We start from the raw sequence: 15940 nt of genomic DNA, 5'->3' as shown, positions 1-15940 counted from the left end.
AGTGAACATTTCCTACATATACGACGAATGCGACTACAGGTCGCATCGTTAAGCACAACTGTCATACCTTCGTCATAATGGCCGCTTATAACTGCAACGCTCGCCCGTCAATCCGGGCTCAGGAGTCTGTCGTGAGCTTTACCCCTGCCAATCGCCTGTTCCCCGCCACCCGTCTGCGTCGCAACCGTCGTGATGATTTTTCGCGCCGTCTGGTTCGTGAAAACGTACTGACCACGAACGATCTGATCCTGCCGGTGTTTGTGCTCGACGGTGACAATCGTCGGGAAGCGGTGGCGTCGATGCCGGGGGTGGAGCGCTTGACCATCGATTTGTTGCTTGAAGAGGCGGCAAACTGGGTCGAGCTGGGAATTCCGGCGTTGGCGCTGTTCCCGGTCACGCCGTCGGAACTCAAGTCCCTGGACGCTGCCGAAGCCTGGAACCCGCAGGGTATTGCTCAGCGCGCCACCCGCGCCCTGCGCGAGCGTTTCCCGGAGCTGGGGGTGATCACCGACGTGGCCCTGGACCCGTTCACCACCCACGGCCAGGATGGCATTCTCGACGAAGACGGTTATGTGCAGAACGACATCACCGTCGACGCGCTGGTCAAACAGGCCTTGTCCCACGCCGCCGCGGGCGCCCAGGTGGTTGCACCGTCGGACATGATGGACGGCCGCATCCAGGCGATTCGCGAGGCACTGGAGCTGGCCGGCCACGTCAATGTGCGGATCATGGCCTATTCGGCCAAGTACGCCAGCGCCTATTACGGGCCGTTCCGCGATGCGGTGGGCTCGGCCCTCAACCTGGGCAAGGCCAACAAAGCCTCGTACCAGATGGACCCGGCCAACAGCCATGAAGCCTTGCACGAAGTGGCGGCCGATCTGGCCGAAGGCGCCGACATGGTGATGGTCAAGCCGGGGATGCCCTACCTCGACATCCTTTGGCGGGTCAAAGATGAATTCAAGGTGCCGACCTTTGTCTACCAGGTCAGCGGCGAATACGCCATGCACATGGCTGCAATACAAAATGGATGGTTGAGTGAAGGGGTGATTCTTGAATCCCTGACGGCCTTTAAACGTGCCGGGGCTGATGGCATCCTGACTTATTTTGCCGCCCGCGCCGCCCAATTGCTTAGAGAGCAACAATAGCCCTCACAGGAACACTCGATGAATACCGAAGGACTCTCCGAAGTTGCCGTAAAAGACGCCCACCCGGTGGTTGAACAAGTCGCCGAGACCCCGCCGGAGCTGGAGCCGGCTCCGCCTGCCGTGGCGGTTGAAGCGCCTGTCCCGGCACCTGTGGTGGCGGTGACCAACCTGGATGACAGCAGCCTGTACATCCATCGCGAGTTGTCACAACTGCAATTCAACATCCGCGTGCTGGAGCAGGCGCTGGATGAATCCTATCCGCTGCTGGAGCGGCTGAAATTCCTGCTGATCTTCTCCAGCAACCTGGATGAGTTCTTCGAGATCCGCGTGGCCGGTCTCAAGAAGCAAATCACTTTCGCCCGTGAGCAGGCCGGCGCCGACGGCCTGCAACCGCATCAGGCCCTGGCGCGCATCAGCGAGCTGGTGCACGGCCATGTGGATCGCCAATACGCGATCCTCAACGACATCCTGCTGCCGGAACTGGAAAAACATCAGGTTCGCTTCATCCGTCGCCGCCACTGGACCACCAAGATCAAGACCTGGGTGCGCCGTTACTTCCGCGACGAGATCGCGCCGATCATCACCCCCATCGGCCTCGACCCGACGCACCCGTTCCCGTTGCTGGTGAACAAGAGTCTCAACTTCATCGTCGAGCTCGAAGGTATCGACGCCTTCGGTCGCGACTCCGGCCTGGCAATCATCCCTGCGCCACGCTTGTTGCCACGGATCATCAAGGTACCGGAAGAGGTAGGGGGGGCTGGCGACAACTATGTATTCCTGTCGTCGATGATCCACGCCCATGCCGATGACCTGTTCCAAGGCATGAAGGTCAAGGGCTGCTACCAGTTCCGCCTGACCCGTAACGCTGACCTGGCGCTGGACTCCGAAGACGTCGAAGACTTGGCCCGTGCCCTGCGCGGTGAGCTGTTTTCGCGGCGCTACGGCGATGCGGTGCGCCTGGAAGTGGCTGACACCTGCCCCAAACACCTGTCGGACTACCTGCTCAAGCAGTTCAACCTGGGCGAGAGCGAGCTTTACCAGGTCAATGGCCCGGTGAACCTGACGCGACTGTTCAGCATCACCGGGCTGGACAGCCACCCGGAGCTGCAATACACGCCGTTCACTCCGCAGATCCCGAAACTGCTGCAAAACAGCGAGAACATTTTCAGCGTGGTGAGCAAGCAGGACATCCTCCTGCTGCACCCGTTCGAGTCCTTCACCCCGGTGGTCGACCTGCTGCGCCAGGCCGCCAAGGACCCGCATGTGCTGGCCGTGCGCCAGACCTTGTACCGCTCCGGCGCCAACTCGGAAATCGTCGATGCGCTGGTGGATGCCGCGCGTAACGGCAAGGAAGTCACTGCGGTGATCGAGCTGCGTGCGCGGTTCGACGAAGAGTCCAACCTGCAACTGGCCAGCCGCCTGCAAGCGGCCGGTGCGGTGGTGATCTACGGCGTGGTCGGCTTCAAGACCCACGCCAAGATGATGCTGATCCTGCGCCGTGAAGCCGGTGAGATCGTGCGTTACGCGCATTTGGGCACCGGTAACTATCACGCCGGCAACGCCAAGCTCTACACCGACTACAGCCTGCTGACCTCCGACGACGCCTTGTGTGAAGACGTCGGCAAGTTGTTCAGCCAGTTGATCGGCATGGGCAAGACGTTGCGCATGAAGAAACTGCTGCACGCGCCGTTCACCCTCAAGAAGGGCATGCTCGACATGATTGCCCGCGAGACGCAGTTTGCCCTTGAGGGCAAGCCGGCGCACATCATCGCCAAGTTCAACTCGCTGACCGATCCGAAGATCATCCGCGCGCTTTACAAGGCCAGCCAGTCCGGCGTACGCATCGACCTGGTGGTGCGTGGCATGTGCTGCCTGCGTCCGGGCATCGTTGGCGTCTCGCACAATATCCATGTGCGTTCGATCATCGGCCGCTTCCTGGAACACACCCGGGTGTTCTACTTCCTCAACGGCGGCGAAGAGCAGATGTTCCTCTCCAGTGCCGACTGGATGGAACGCAACCTCGATAAGCGCGTGGAGACGTGCTTCCCGGTGGAAGGCAAGAAGCTGATCATGCGGGTCAAGAAAGAGCTGGAAAGTTACCTCACCGATAACACCCACAGCTGGAGCCTGCAGTCGGACGGCCGCTACGTGCGCAACACGCCGACCGGCAACCAGAACCCACGCAGCGCGCAGGCGACGTTGCTGGAGAGGCTGGGTAGCCCGATTCTGTCGGTGAGCTAAAGCCAACAAAAGCTTAATGTGGTGCAGGTTTGTGTGGTGAGCGGGCTTGTCGAATCGTCGCACCGCCCGCGCTGGGTGGCGAAGCCGCCCCCAGTAAAAACGCCGCATTCTGTCAGTCAGAATGCGGCGTTTGCTTTTAGGGCCGCTTCGCAGCCCGGCGCGGGGCAAGCCCGCTCACCACAGCAAGCGCCCTCCCACATTTTTTTGCGGTGTTCTTTAGATCGGATCAGCGCACGTTCAGGCTGAACCCCACCCGCGTCAGCCACTCCGCTTCCTGGGCAAAATCCGCCTGGGTCAACTGGTTTTCATCCAGCCAGCCCTTGGGGAACATCACTTCCAGGCTGTCGCCATCGGCGCGTAGTTTGACCTGGGGCATTTCCTGGGTGCCACGGATGTGGTGGAACAGGATCGCAAAGCGCATCAGCACGCACAGGCGAATCAGCTTGATGCCTTCATCGCCGAATTCAGCGAATTTATCCTTGGGGATGTTGCGACGGTGCCCGCGCACCAGCAGCGCGAGCATTTGCTGGTCTTCCCGGGAGAAGCCGGCCAGGTCGGAGTGCTCGATCAGGTAGGCGCCGTGCTTGTGGTAATGGTAGTGGGCGATGTCCAGGCCCACCTCATGCACTTTGGCCGCCCAGCCCAGCAGTTCGCGCCACACGCCGTCTTGCAGGTCCCAGTCCGCGGCCACCTGGTCGAAGGCGTGCAGGGCTTTGCGCTCCACGCGCAATGCCTGTTCCATATCGACGTGATAACGCTCCATCAGCGAGCTGAGGGTGCGTTCACGCACGTCTTCGTGGTGATGGCGGCCGAGCAGGTCATAGAGCACACCCTCACGCAGCGCGCCGTCGCAGTGATCCATGCGTTGCAGTTCAAGGGCATCGAAGATCGCTTCGAGAATCGCCAGGCCGGCCGGGAAGATGGTGCGACGGTCTGGCTTGATGCCGTCGAAGTCGATTTTCTCGGCATCACCCAGCTTGAACAGTTTGCGCTTGAGCCACGCCAAGCCTTCGGCATTGACCTCGCCAGTGCCATGGCCGCCGGCCTTGAGGGCCAGGCCGATGGCGCGGATGGTGCCGGACGAGCCGATGGCTTCATCCCAGGTCAGGCGATGCAGGGCATGCTCGATGCTCATGATCTCCAGCCGCGCCGCCGTGTAGGCTTGGGCGTAGCGCGCCGGGGTGATCTTGCCGTCCTTGAAGTAGCGTTGGGTATAACTGACGCAGCCCATTTGCAGGCTTTCACGCAGCAGCGGTTCGAAGCGCTGGCCGATGATGAACTCGGTGCTGCCGCCGCCGATGTCGGCGACCAGGCGTTTGCCGGGGGTATCGGCCAGGGTGTGGGATACGCCGAGGTAGATCAGGCGCGCTTCTTCACGGCCGGAGATGACTTCTACCGGGTGGCCGAGGATCTCCTCGGCGCGGCGGATGAATTCACCACGATTGCGCGCTTCGCGCAGCGCGTTGGTGCCGACGATACGCACGGCGCCCAAGGGCATGCCATTGATCAGTTGGGCAAAACGCTTCAGGCAATCGAGCCCGCGCTGCATGGACTCTTCGTTGAGCTGGCGCTCGTCATTGATCCCGGCAGCCAGTTGTACTTTCTCGCCGAGCCGCTCAAGGATGCGGATCTCACCGTTCTGGGCCTTGGCCACGACCATGTGAAAGCTGTTGGAGCCCAGGTCGATGGCGGCGATCAGGGACAGATTCTTGGCTTGGGATTGCGGCATGGTTTGGGGGTCTCGGTCGATAACCTGTCCATCGTGCCACGATCGACCGCTGGAGCCAACGCGTAGTGCTTCGGGAATTTCTCCGAGATCGTCTGTGGGAAGTCGCTGTAGCCGATGCTGCTTGTACTGGCGGGGTTGTGTGGAAGGTGCTCGTGTCCTTGTCAGAAGTTTTAACTGCGTACGGTTGTATGTGTTTTTTTGATTTCGCCTACAACTTAGGTGCTGGTGTTCCACGGGTTATTTTATCTTGGCTTACTGTCACGGTCGGCTCGGGCGACAGTTCGCGTCTATTGCTCCCACAGTTATTAAGGTGCTGTCTTATTTTTTAGCCAATGCCCAAGAGACAGACTGTCACTCGGCAATTGTGCCGTGGTGTTATTTATTTGTGGTTTGTATTTTCAGGACAAAAATAAATACGCCTGACTCATTACAGTGACAGGTCGAATATGAAGAAAATTGTTGGATTGACGCTTGGTATCGCTTGCCTGGCTACGGCCCTGAGTGCCCATGCCTCCACCAGCGCCGAGTTGATCGTCAGGGGCACGATCAAGCCGGCCGCCTGCAACCTCAGCATGAGCGGTGGCGGCATCATCAACTACGGTGACATTCCCTCGGGCCAACTCTCTGCGACGGCGTTCAACCCGCTCGCGGAAAGGACCGCGCCCCTGAGCATTAATTGCGGCACCACGCCTGCCAAGTTCGGGCTCAAATTCGTCGACCTGCAAGCCGCCAGCAAGGTGCCGGGCATCCTCAGCGCACTGGGCTCTGGCTATACCGAAGCGCACAACTATGGCTTGGGCATAGCGTCCGGGCGCAAGACCGGCGGCTTTGCGGTTACCCTCAGGGATCTGCGCTCGTCGACCACCCCGCTGTATCCCATCCTGCGTGTCGGCGCCGGGGCCTGGCAAAGCAGTGATGGCAAGGTCGCTCAATCGCCCACCCAGTATTCGTGGCGCTATACCACCGCCCTTACGCCCGTTTCCATCCCTCAACTGACCGGAACCATCGCGGTGAGGGCGGTGATCAACAGGGGCCGTGACCTGGACCTGAGTCGCGACATTATCCTTGATGGGCGCGCCACACTTGAGTTGAGTTACATCTAAACGACGGTCATACAGCCGGACGGGAACCATAGCGTTCTCGTCGGCTGTTTTCATATAAGCGCTTGGCTATCAATCTTCAACTTCAAAGTCGTGGGGCAACTGAGTGCTTAGTCTTTCAGTGATCAATCGTGTGCGGTTGTTATGCGTAAGTTTATGTTTGTGTTTCACCTGTGCCGTGGTGGCGGACGGTATGTTGCCGGAAACCACTGTGGTGCTGCTTTATGAAGAACAGGGCGAAGCCACCCTGACTATCAAGAATACCGATGCGGTGCCTGCGTTATTGCATTCGGTCGTGGAAAACGTCCCGGAGGACCTGGAGCCGCTGCTGGTCGTGACGCCGCCGATTACGCGGGTAGAGGCGGGAGAAACCCAGCTGGTGCGTTTTATCAGCACCTTGAAAGCGCCGCTCAAGACCCAACGGCTCAAGCGCGTGACGTTCGAAGGTATCCCCCAGGCGCGCGCCGCAGGCGGTGCGACCATCGGTATCACCCTGCGGCAGAATTTGCCGTTGATCCTGCACCCTCGGGGTCTGCCCGTGCATCACACGCCTTGGGAGCTGCTGAAGTGGCGACGTATGGGTGACCGTCTTACCGTGCATAACGACAGCGCCTATGTGGTGCGCCTCACACCGCAGGTGCAATTGCTGCCGCAACACGTCCAGGCGACTCTTCCGCGCGCGTATGTGCTGCCAGGGGACACGTTGACGGTGGCGGTGCAAGGGGCGCTGACGGGGTTGACAGCCGTCGAGTTCCAGCCGGCCACGGCCTATGGGTTTTCAGTGGAGAGCTATCGCGCATTGGTCACTGTCGATGGGGACTGATCATCCCATGAGCAGCTTGTCGAGCCAACGACGCGTGATGGCTTCATGGCCTTGTCGACCTACGCTGCTGGTGGGGTTTGCAACCCTGTGGGGCCTGCCTGCCGTCGCGCCTGCATTGGAGCTGGGAGAAGGTTTCGACCTGGCGGCGCTGACCACCCACGGCATTGATCCCAAGGTCTCCGACTACTTTCGTACGGCCGCGCGTTTTCGCGAAGGTATCCAGGTCGTGGGGCTGCGGGTCAATGGAAACCCGCTCGGTCTGGTGGATGCACGGTTCGACTCACGCGGGCAATTGTGTTTTACCTCGGGGTTACTGGAAAAAGCCGGGCTGGTAAAGCCCGCCGGCAGCGCCCGTGAAGGCGTCGCGGCGGATGAGGCCTGCCATGATTTCCTGCGGGCTTTCCCGACCACCATGATCAGGCTGCGGCCTGGCAGCGATGAGGTGGCGCTGGTGGTGCCGACCCAATCACTGCGGGAACCGCAATGGGAGGCCGGACAATTTTCCCGGGGTGGCGCAGCGGCGTTGTTCAACTATGACGTGCACGGGTTCGACAGCCGTGCGCAGAGTGGGCACAGCCGGTTCCTATCGGCCTATACCGAGGCGGGCTTCAACCTCGGTGACTGGATTGTGCGCAGCCGGCAATTTTACGTGACCGATGATGGCGCCACCCGTACCGAACACCTCTATGCCTACGCCCAGCGCGATCTTGCGGCGCTGCACTCGACTTTCCAGGTCGGTCAGCTTTCCAGCAACGATCCATTGTTTGGCGGCATTGCGCTGTCCGGTGTGCAGTTTTTTCCTGATGGTCAATCGCGTGTGCCGGCGGGTAGCAACCAGGCCGTGGTCGAGGGCCTCGCCCAGAGCCAATCACGGATCGAGGTGCGCCAGTCCGGCGTGTTGATCCACAGCACGCTGGTGCCCGAAGGTCCTTTCAGGCTGACCGGATTACCCTTGCTCAACGGCACCGGTGACCTGGCCGTCAGCATGATCGACGTGCGCGGCGCCAGGCGCAGCTTTGTGGTGCCGGCGGCATCGTTTGCGGGCGCGGCGCCGGTCACGCCCGGATATTACTTTTCCCTTGGCAAGGCGCGTGAGGATATACCTGGGGAGGTCGCATCGCCGATGGTCGCCATGGGGAGCGGTACGTGGGGGCTGGGGCGGGACTCATCAGTGGGCTTTGGTTTGTTGAACGCCGATGACTATGTGGCAGCGGGTGGCACCCTCGGCAGCGTATTTTTCCAGCGCCTTTCCATGGGGGCACGCCATAATCTGTCCCGCGACAGCCGTAACGCTGTGTCGGGGGCGCGCACCAGCCTCACCCTGAGCAGCCCGGTCTACGCCAATACCGACCTGAACCTCAGCGCAACGACCCAGACCCGAGGCTACCGCGAAGTGCTTGATGCCGGCCGGTCGACCCACTCCGATGAACTGGGCTCGCGCTTCAAGAACCAATACACCGCAGGCATGAGTTGGGTCGACCCTGCGCTGGGGGCGTTCTCCCTGGGTTATACCCGCAGTTCCCAATTTGACGGGCAAACGGCCGAACACCTGTTTGCGTCGTGGAACCGCTCGTTCAGGTACGCCGATGTCACGTTGATCGCTGACTCGCAGGTCGGAGGAACTCAGGCGCGCCGTGACGCCAGGGATGACGGCCGCCGGCGCGATGCGGCGTCGGGCAATGACCTGTCCGTGCGGCTTCAGGTCAGCGTGCCCCTGGGGGGCGATCGTCGTGTGCGCAGCTCTATCAGCCGTCGTGGGGGGCAATCCCGTGCAGGCAGCGCGCTCAGTGAACGGGTCAATGAGTCTGTGGCGTACGAGGTGGGTGTCGAGCGCGATATCAGTGCCCGGGAGCAATCGATAAATGGCCAGTTGGACCTGATGCCGCGTTATACCCGCATCGGCATGGGGGTGAACCGTGATCCGCTGGGTACGACCTATACGGGACAGTTGCAAGGCGGCGTCGTGGCTCACCAGGGCGGGTTGACCTTTTCGCCTCATACCGTGCAGGACACCTTCGGCATCGTCTCGGTGGGCGACATCGGTTCCGCGCGAATCGATACCCCGCAAGGCCCGGTGTGGACCGACTTCAGCGGCCAGGCCGTCATCCCAGGCTTGCCGGCGTACACCAACAGCCGCATCGAAGTGCAAACCCGGTCGCTGCCCAAGCGCGTCGACCTGAAGAATGGCACCCAGGTGCTCGCCGCGGGCCGTGGGTCGGTCAATACCCTGGCATTCGAGGTGGTGAAAGTGCGTCGAGTGTTGATCTCCGCCAGGGATGAGCAGGGCCGGCCGCTGCCTCAGGGCGCCTCGGTGTTTGGCAAAAACAACCGCTTCCTGACCAGTGTGGTGGGGGAGGGCATGATTTTTCTGAACGACATGGATGACACGCAAGACCTGCGGGTTTCCTTGCCCGATTCGGCTTTTTGCCGGCCAAGCGTTGTCCTTGAGGATCAGCCTGACCATGACAAGTTCTATGAGACAGCAACGGCGGTGTGCCATGGCCGCTAAGCTTAAACGCATGGTTTTCGTGCTGGTCTGCGCGGCGCTGCCGGCCCAGGGTGTCCAGGCTGAAAATTGCCGGTTGTCGCTGAGTCAACCGCGCGTCGACTATGGCGTCATTCGCAGTGAGGCTTCGGGGCGGGGCGCCAGCGTGGTGCTCGGTACACGCACCTTGAGCCTGAGCGTGCTGTGCGTTGAGCCTTCGGCAATGGCGCTGCGGTTTGTCGGTGCCGTCGATGGGCAGGGTTTTCGGTTCGGCCCTCAGGGACGTTTCCGTGTGAGCCTCAAGCATGCCCAGGTGGATGGGCGTGCCGTCGAATGGGAGACGGCGCACCTGCCCGGTGAACGCAGCGTCGGCCTGCTGTTGCCGGGCCAGGTCCTGGTGGCCCGAGTGGCCGGGACGCGTCTGACGGCTCAGGTCGATATTGACACCGACCTGCTTGCAGATGCCCTGCAGGTACGCAGTCAAACGGAGCTGCAGGGGCAGGGCCGTTTCGAGCTGGTCAGTCCGGCTGTTCCACGGAGCCGATGAAGTTGGCGAGCTCCGGGGTTTGCGGGTTGGCGAATAGCACCTTGGGGTCGCCCACTTCATGCACCTTGCCCTGGTGCATGAACACCAGCTTGTCGCCGACTTCACGGGCGAAGCGCATCTCATGGGTCACCATGATCAGGGTCATGCCGTCCTTGGCCAGTTGGCGCACCACGCTGAGCACTTCATTGACCAGTTCCGGATCGAGGGCGGAGGTGATTTCGTCGCACAGCAGCACCTTGGGCGACATGGCCAGGGCGCGAGCGATGGCGACCCTTTGTTGCTGGCCTCCGGACAATCGATCGGGGAAGGCGTCGAATTTCTCGCCCAGCCCAACGCGTTCCAGCATCTGCCTGGCCAATTGGGCGGCCTTGGCCTTGGGTACTTTCTGCACCACCTGCGGCGCGAGCATGACGTTTTCGCCCACGGTCAGGTGCGGGAACAGGTTGAACTGCTGGAACACCATGCCGACTTTCTGCCGCAAAGTGCGCAGGTCGGCGCGGGCGGCGTCGAGGTACTCGCCGTCGACTTCGATCACGCCATCGTTGATCGACTCCAGGCCATTGAGGGTACGCAGCAAGGTGGACTTGCCCGAGCCGCTGCGGCCGATGATCGCCACCACCTGGCCTTCTTCAACCGTCAGGTCGATGCCTTTGAGTACGTGATGATCGCCGTAGTACTTATGCAGGGCGGTAATTCTAAGCAGAGGCATGCAGTCTCCTTTCCAGGTAGCGCGCACTGAGGGACAAGGGATAACAAAGCAGGAAGTAACCGAGGGCCACCAGGCCATAGACCATGAAGGGCTCGAAGGTCGCGTTGGCGAGCATGCCGCCGGTTTTGGTCAGCTCGGTGAAGCCGATGATCGAGGTCACGGCGGTGCCTTTGACCACTTGCACCGAGAACCCCACCGTTGGCGCGACGGCAATGCGCAGCGCCTGGGGCAGGATCACATAGCGCAACTGCTCAAGCGGGTTAAGGGCCAGGCTGGCGGACGCTTCCCACTGTCCGTGGGCGATGGAGTCGACACAGCCGCGCCAGATTTCGGCGAGATAGGCGCTGGTAAACAGCGTCAGGGCTATCGCTGCCGCCAGCCAGGGCGAAATATCCACTCCCAGCAAGGCGACGCCGAAAAACACCAGGAATAATTGCATCAACAGCGGTGTGCCCTGGAACAGTTCGATGTAGGTGCGCGCAACATTGCGCGCAAAGGCTTTGCGGCTGATGCGCATCGTCATCACCAGCAGGCCGATCAGGCCGCCACCGACAAACGCCACCACCGACAACAACAAGGTCCATTGCAGGCCGGTGAGCAGGTTGCGCACGATGTCCCAGAAGGAAAAATCACTCATCGGCTGTTCCTCATCACAAAGCGGCGGCCGATCCAGTTGAGCAACTGGCGAATCATCAACGCCATGCACAGGTACACCAGGGTGGTCAGGGCATAGGTTTCAAACGCGCGGAAGTTGCGCGACTGGATAAAATTGGCGGCAAAGCTCAGCTCCTCGGTGGCGATCTGCGAGCACACCGCCGAACCGAGCATCACGATGATGATCTGGCTGCTCAGGGCCGGCCACACCTTGCCCAGCGCCGGCAGCAGCACCACATGGCGAAACGCTTCGAAGCGTGTCATTGCCAGCGCGGCGGCGGCTTCCAGTTGCCCGCGCGGGATGGCCTGGATGCCGGCGCGGATGATTTCGGTGGAGTAGGCGCCCAGGTTGATCACCATCGCCAATACGGCGGCTTGCCACTCGGTGATCTTCAGCCCCAGGGACGGCAGGCCGAAGAAGATGAAAAACAGCTGCACCAGAAACGGCGTGTTGCGGATCAACTCGACATACACGCCGAAGAACCAGGCGAACGGCTGGATCTTCCACGCCCGCACCACCGCACCGACGGTGCCTACGGCCACCCCCAGGATCGCGCCGATGGCCGTCAGCTCAAGGGTGAACAACGCACCGCGCAGTAGCAGGTCGGTATTGGCCAGCACCGGCACAAAGTCAAATTGATACGCCATGAGTCAACTCCGTCCTGTCAAAGATCCTTGGGCAGCGGCTCTTTCAGCCATTGCATCGCGTTCTTTTCCAGGCTGCCATCGGCCTTGGCCGCGACCAGGATCTGGTTGACCTTCTCCAGCAATGCCGGCTCGTTTTTGTTCACGCCCACGTACACCGGAGAGTCCTTGAGCTTCACCTTCAGCGCCGGTACGCGTTTAGGGTTGCGCTCACTGATCGCGACCATCACCACGTTGCCGCTGGCGATCAGGTCGACCTGGCCGGCCAGGTAGGCGGCGATGGTCGAGTTGTTGTCTTCGAAGCGCTTGATGGTGGCTTCCTTGGGCGCCACGGCGGTCAACTCGATGTCTTCGATGGCGCCACGGGTCACGCTGATGGTCTTGCCCTTGAGGTCGTCAGTGCTGCTGATGGCGGCGTCAGGCGGGCCGAACACGGCCAGGTAGAAGGGGGCGTAGGCCTTGGAAAAATCGATGACTTTTTCCCGCTCCGGGTTCTTGCCCAGGCTGGAGATCACCAGGTCGACCTTGCCGGTGGTAAGGAACGGGATGCGGTTGGTGCTGTTGACAGGGGTAAGCTCCAGTTTGACCTTCAGCTGGTCGGCCAGCAGCTTGGCCGTGTCGATGTCCAGGCCACGGGGTTTCATGTCGGGGCCGACCGAGCCGAACGGCGGGAAGTCCTGGGGCACGGCGACCTTGAGGGTGCCGCGGGCAACGATATCGTCCAGACCGTTGGCCTGGGCGGGAGCCTGGCTCAACATCAGGCTGGCGAACAGGGCGGTAAGCAGGGCGCTGTAGCGCTTGGTCATGGCAACTCTCCGAGAAGGGCGAAGGAATTTCTGGATTTGCTCAGTGCACAGCCCATGCCAGCCCCTTCGCGATCCTCTGCAGGGCCGGGATTTGTTGGGGTGCGCTGGTCTTACTGGTCTGAACAGTGCCTGCGCTTTTCGCACCCTTTTCGAGCGCTGGCAAAACCCCGCGAGCCCCTTTGGGGCGTGGCTTGCCGCCAGCCGCGAATAGCTTTACAACTAGCCGCTCAGTTGTCTGGAACCTCGAGTTTTTTTATGAATTCCATCGCCCAAGCCGTACCGGAGGCGGCCCTGCAGGCCATCCGTAAACTGATCAAGGAGCAGGGCTTCGGGCCGGGCGATGCGCTGCCGTCCCAGCGCGACCTGGCCCTGCAGTTGGGCGTGAGTCGGGCGTCATTGCGCGAGGCATTGTCGTCTCTCAGTGCCTTGGGGGTGGTCAGCGTGCAGCCGGGCAAAGGCGTGTTCGTGCAAGCCGCGGATGAGTCTCCGGGGTTTGCCTGGCCTTTCGCGGCACAGGCCACGCCACTGGATATTTTCCAGTTGCGTTACGCCCTGGAGGGGTTTGCGGCTGGGCTGGCGGCGGTGACATTGACGATTGATGAGCTGGACAGCCTGGAAGATAACGTCGAGGCGATGCGCAAGGTACTCAAGGCCGGCGACTTTGACGCGGCCGCACGGCTGGACTTCGAATTCCACCAGCGCATCCTGCTGGCCAGCGGCAATCAGGCGATGGCCAGCATCCTGAGTGCCAGCGCGCAGGTATTCCTGGAGAGTCAGAAACTACCGTTCATCCGGCCGGAGCGGGCCATGGAAACCTGGCAGGAACATCGCAAAATCCTGCGCGCCCTCGCTCGACGCGCCAGTGCGCCAGCGCAGAAAACCATGCAGGAACATGTACGTAATGCGGCATTGCGCACCGGTATTGCCTTTGTGACTCCGGTGACACCCTGATCGGGCCATATCCAAACTCATGCACCACCATAGCAAGACTCAATCAGAGGCGGCTTCCTGAACGGGGGAAGGGCGGCTATGATGGGCAACGTTTTTTTTGCTTACAATCCGGAGACATCCATGAGCAACGATCTTATCAAGCACGTCACCGACGCGACCTTTGAGGCCGAAGTACTCAAGGCTACTGGCCCGGTGCTGGTTGATTACTGGGCTGAATGGTGCGGCCCTTGCAAAATGATCGCTCCGGTCCTGGACGACATTGCAACCACCTACGAAGGCAAGCTGACCATCGCCAAGCTGAACATCGACGACAACCAGGAAACCCCGGCCAAGCACGGCGTGCGTGGTATTCCTACGCTGATGCTGTTCAAGAACGGCAACGTCGAAGCCACTAAAGTGGGCGCGCTGTCGAAGTCCCAGCTGCAAGCTTTCCTCGACGCCAACATCTAAACGTCGTCAAAAAAGCCCCGAAAATCGCGGGGCTTTTTCGTAAAGCAGGGCTAGACGCTCCGAAACTCAGGTGGTACATTCGGCCCCGCACTGGTTTCTCCACTGCCCCCTGCAAGCCGTCGCCGACGCATTCCTTTTCGATTAGTACGCGATCCTGTCGCCTTCTCCGCGGCGCGGCCTCATTAAGCCAAAAGCTTAATTTCCCCCCTCCATAAATGATTACGTCATTCCTATATGAATCTGACTGAACTCAAGCAAAAGCCGATTACCGACCTGCTCCAACTGGCCGAAGAAATGGGCATAGAAAATATGGCCCGTTCGCGCAAGCAGGACGTGATTTTCTCCCTGCTCAAGAAGCACGCGAAAAGCGGCGAGGAAATCTCCGGTGATGGCGTGCTGGAGATTCTCCAGGACGGCTTCGGCTTTCTCCGCTCCGCAGACGCTTCCTATCTCGCCGGCCCAGACGATATCTATGTCTCGCCAAGCCAGATCCGTCGCTTCAACTTGCGCACCGGTGACACCATCGTTGGCAAGATTCGCCCTCCGAAGGAAGGCGAGCGTTATTTTGCCCTGCTCAAGGTCGACACGATCAACTTCGATCGTCCCGAGAACGCGAAAAACAAGATTCTCTTCGAGAACCTGACCCCGCTGTTCCCGACCGTGCGCATGAAGATGGAAGCCGGTAACGGTTCCACCGAAGACCTGACCGGCCGTGTGATTGACCTGTGCGCCCCGATCGGTAAAGGCCAGCGTGGCCTGATCGTCGCACCGCCGAAAGCCGGTAAGACCATCATGCTGCAGAACATTGCAGCGAACATCGCGCGTAACAACCCTGAAGTTCACCTGATCGTGCTACTGATCGATGAGCGTCCGGAAGAAGTGACCGAAATGCAGCGCACCGTGCGCGGCGAAGTGGTTGCCTCGACGTTCGATGAGCCGCCAACCCGCCACGTGCAGGTTGCCGAAATGGTGATCGAGAAGGCCAAGCGCCTGGTCGAACACAAGAAGGACGTGGTGATCCTGCTCGATTCCATCACCCGTCTGGCCCGTGCCTACAACACCGTGATCCCGAGCTCCGGCAAGGTACTGACCGGTGGTGTCGATGCCCACGCCCTGGAGAAACCGAAACGTTTCTTCGGCGCCGCGCGTAACATCGAAGAAGGCGGCTCGCTGACCATTATCGCCACCGCGCTGGTTGAAACCGGCTCGAAGATGGACGAAGTGATCTACGAAGAGTTCAAGGGTACCGGCAACATGGAACTGCCTCTGGACCGTCGTATCGCGGAAAAACGCGTGTTCCCGGCGATCAACATCAACCGTTCCGGCACGCGCCGCGAAGAGTTGCTGACCGCCGACGACGAACTGCAGCGCATGTGGATCCTGCGCAAGCTGCTGCACCCGATGGACGAAGTCGCCGCCATCGAGTTCCTGATCGACAAGCTGAAAACCACCAAGACCAACGACGAGTTCTTCTTGTCGATGAAGCGCAAGTAATACTGCGTTTCAGGTCCGAAAGAATGGCGCCCCCAGGGGCGCCATTTTTTTTGCGATCTGGGGTTTTAACGACACCTGGCCGGCAATTGCGCCGCCGATAGGGCTGCCAGCCGCCCTCAGAGCAGGTAGGATGTACGCCTATTTTACGGGTGGCATGGTTA

General features: G+C 60.8%; 14 protein-coding genes. 9 read left to right on the top strand and 5 right to left on the bottom strand.

What is annotated here, in order from left to right:
• The first annotated feature begins 131 nt into the window (after positions 1 to 131).
• Positions 132 to 1145 (top strand): porphobilinogen synthase, encoded by a 1014-nt coding sequence (gene hemB, locus V6M90_RS14960; protein ID WP_078735160.1) that lies wholly within the window; start codon positions 132 to 134, stop codon positions 1143 to 1145.
• 18 nt (positions 1146 to 1163) lie between these two features.
• Positions 1164 to 3386: a polyphosphate kinase 1 gene (gene ppk1 / locus V6M90_RS14955; RefSeq protein ID WP_003176837.1), complete on the top strand. Its 2223-nt coding sequence runs from the start codon at positions 1164 to 1166 to the stop codon at positions 3384 to 3386.
• Positions 3387 to 3612: 226 nt separating this feature from the next.
• On the opposite strand, the gene ppx is transcribed toward ppk1, so the two are convergent.
• Positions 3613 to 5115 (bottom strand): exopolyphosphatase, encoded by a 1503-nt coding sequence (ppx, locus tag V6M90_RS14950; RefSeq protein ID WP_003176836.1) that lies wholly within the window; start codon positions 5113 to 5115, stop codon positions 3613 to 3615.
• A 446-nt stretch (positions 5116 to 5561) separates the two neighbouring features.
• Here ppx and V6M90_RS14945 point away from each other — a divergent pair, with 446 nt between their 5' ends.
• The 4 genes from V6M90_RS14945 to V6M90_RS14930 all read left to right on the top strand — a co-directional run bounded on the left by V6M90_RS14945 (position 5562) and on the right by V6M90_RS14930 (position 10070).
• Positions 5562 to 6218 carry a DUF1120 domain-containing protein gene (locus tag V6M90_RS14945; RefSeq protein WP_003176835.1) on the top strand — a complete coding sequence of 219 codons (657 nt, stop codon included), beginning with the start codon at positions 5562 to 5564 and terminating at the stop codon, positions 6216 to 6218.
• A gap of 130 nt (positions 6219 to 6348) precedes the next feature.
• The gene (locus tag V6M90_RS14940) at positions 6349 to 7038 is read left to right on the top strand and encodes a fimbria/pilus chaperone family protein (RefSeq protein WP_318278503.1); all 690 of its coding nucleotides are present in this window, start codon (positions 6349 to 6351) and stop codon (positions 7036 to 7038) included.
• A 7-nt stretch (positions 7039 to 7045) separates the two neighbouring features.
• Entirely contained in the window at positions 7046 to 9547 is a 2502-nt protein-coding gene (locus tag V6M90_RS14935) for a fimbria/pilus outer membrane usher protein (protein WP_332846725.1), read from the top strand.
• Positions 9537 to 10070: a DUF1120 domain-containing protein gene (locus V6M90_RS14930; protein WP_042945454.1), complete on the top strand. Its 534-nt coding sequence runs from the start codon at positions 9537 to 9539 to the stop codon at positions 10068 to 10070. The genes V6M90_RS14935 and V6M90_RS14930 overlap by 11 nt, the downstream gene beginning before the upstream one ends.
• On the opposite strand, the gene V6M90_RS14925 is transcribed toward V6M90_RS14930, so the two are convergent.
• The 4 genes from V6M90_RS14925 to V6M90_RS14910 are packed head-to-tail and all read right to left on the bottom strand — an operon-like array spanning position 10042 to position 12884.
• Positions 10042 to 10779 carry an amino acid ABC transporter ATP-binding protein gene (locus tag V6M90_RS14925; protein ID WP_003176831.1) on the bottom strand — a complete coding sequence of 246 codons (738 nt, stop codon included), beginning with the start codon at positions 10777 to 10779 and terminating at the stop codon, positions 10042 to 10044. The two genes, V6M90_RS14930 and V6M90_RS14925, sit on opposite strands and share 29 nt — an antisense overlap.
• On the bottom strand, positions 10766 to 11416 hold the full coding sequence (locus tag V6M90_RS14920; RefSeq protein WP_003176830.1) for an amino acid ABC transporter permease: 651 nt from the start codon (positions 11414 to 11416) through the stop codon (positions 10766 to 10768). Before V6M90_RS14920 ends, V6M90_RS14925 begins: the two co-directional genes overlap by 14 nt.
• Complete coding sequence (locus tag V6M90_RS14915) at positions 11413 to 12081, bottom strand: amino acid ABC transporter permease (protein ID WP_003176829.1); 669 nt, start codon at positions 12079 to 12081, stop codon at positions 11413 to 11415. Before V6M90_RS14915 ends, V6M90_RS14920 begins: the two co-directional genes overlap by 4 nt.
• 17 nt (positions 12082 to 12098) lie before the next feature.
• On the bottom strand, positions 12099 to 12884 hold the full coding sequence (locus tag V6M90_RS14910; protein ID WP_003176828.1) for a transporter substrate-binding domain-containing protein: 786 nt from the start codon (positions 12882 to 12884) through the stop codon (positions 12099 to 12101).
• Between the two features lie 255 nt (positions 12885 to 13139).
• Here V6M90_RS14910 and V6M90_RS14905 point away from each other — a divergent pair, with 255 nt between their 5' ends.
• From V6M90_RS14905 to rho, 3 genes are all read left to right on the top strand, one after another.
• The gene (locus V6M90_RS14905) at positions 13140 to 13835 is read left to right on the top strand and encodes a FadR/GntR family transcriptional regulator (protein WP_003176827.1); all 696 of its coding nucleotides are present in this window, start codon (positions 13140 to 13142) and stop codon (positions 13833 to 13835) included.
• 120 nt (positions 13836 to 13955) lie between these two features.
• Positions 13956 to 14285 carry a thioredoxin TrxA gene (gene trxA / locus V6M90_RS14900; protein ID WP_003176826.1) on the top strand — a complete coding sequence of 110 codons (330 nt, stop codon included), beginning with the start codon at positions 13956 to 13958 and terminating at the stop codon, positions 14283 to 14285.
• Positions 14286 to 14519: 234 nt separating this feature from the next.
• Positions 14520 to 15779 (top strand): transcription termination factor Rho, encoded by a 1260-nt coding sequence (rho, locus tag V6M90_RS14895; protein ID WP_003176825.1) that lies wholly within the window; start codon positions 14520 to 14522, stop codon positions 15777 to 15779.
• Positions 15780 to 15940: the final 161 nt, after the last annotated feature.

Source organism: Pseudomonas lactucae (assembly GCF_036688725.1).
Taxonomy (GTDB): domain Bacteria; phylum Pseudomonadota; class Gammaproteobacteria; order Pseudomonadales; family Pseudomonadaceae; genus Aquipseudomonas; species Aquipseudomonas lactucae.
This window is presented reverse-complemented; position numbering and strand designations above follow the sequence as displayed.

Coding starts and splice junctions, on each gene's coding strand:
- ppk1 (WP_003176837.1), top strand. CDS start 1,164: ATGAATACCGAAGGACTCTCCGAAGTTGCCGTAAAAGACGCCCACCCG.
- ppx (WP_003176836.1), bottom strand. CDS start 5,115: ATGCCGCAATCCCAAGCCAAGAATCTGTCCCTGATCGCCGCCATCGAC.
- V6M90_RS14945 (WP_003176835.1), top strand. CDS start 5,562: ATGAAGAAAATTGTTGGATTGACGCTTGGTATCGCTTGCCTGGCTACG.
- V6M90_RS14935 (WP_332846725.1), top strand. CDS start 7,046: ATGAGCAGCTTGTCGAGCCAACGACGCGTGATGGCTTCATGGCCTTGT.
- V6M90_RS14930 (WP_042945454.1), top strand. CDS start 9,537: ATGGCCGCTAAGCTTAAACGCATGGTTTTCGTGCTGGTCTGCGCGGCG.
- V6M90_RS14925 (WP_003176831.1), bottom strand. CDS start 10,779: ATGCCTCTGCTTAGAATTACCGCCCTGCATAAGTACTACGGCGATCAT.
- V6M90_RS14920 (WP_003176830.1), bottom strand. CDS start 11,416: ATGAGTGATTTTTCCTTCTGGGACATCGTGCGCAACCTGCTCACCGGC.
- V6M90_RS14915 (WP_003176829.1), bottom strand. CDS start 12,081: ATGGCGTATCAATTTGACTTTGTGCCGGTGCTGGCCAATACCGACCTG.
- V6M90_RS14910 (WP_003176828.1), bottom strand. CDS start 12,884: ATGACCAAGCGCTACAGCGCCCTGCTTACCGCCCTGTTCGCCAGCCTG.
- V6M90_RS14905 (WP_003176827.1), top strand. CDS start 13,140: ATGAATTCCATCGCCCAAGCCGTACCGGAGGCGGCCCTGCAGGCCATC.
- trxA (WP_003176826.1), top strand. CDS start 13,956: ATGAGCAACGATCTTATCAAGCACGTCACCGACGCGACCTTTGAGGCC.
- rho (WP_003176825.1), top strand. CDS start 14,520: ATGAATCTGACTGAACTCAAGCAAAAGCCGATTACCGACCTGCTCCAA.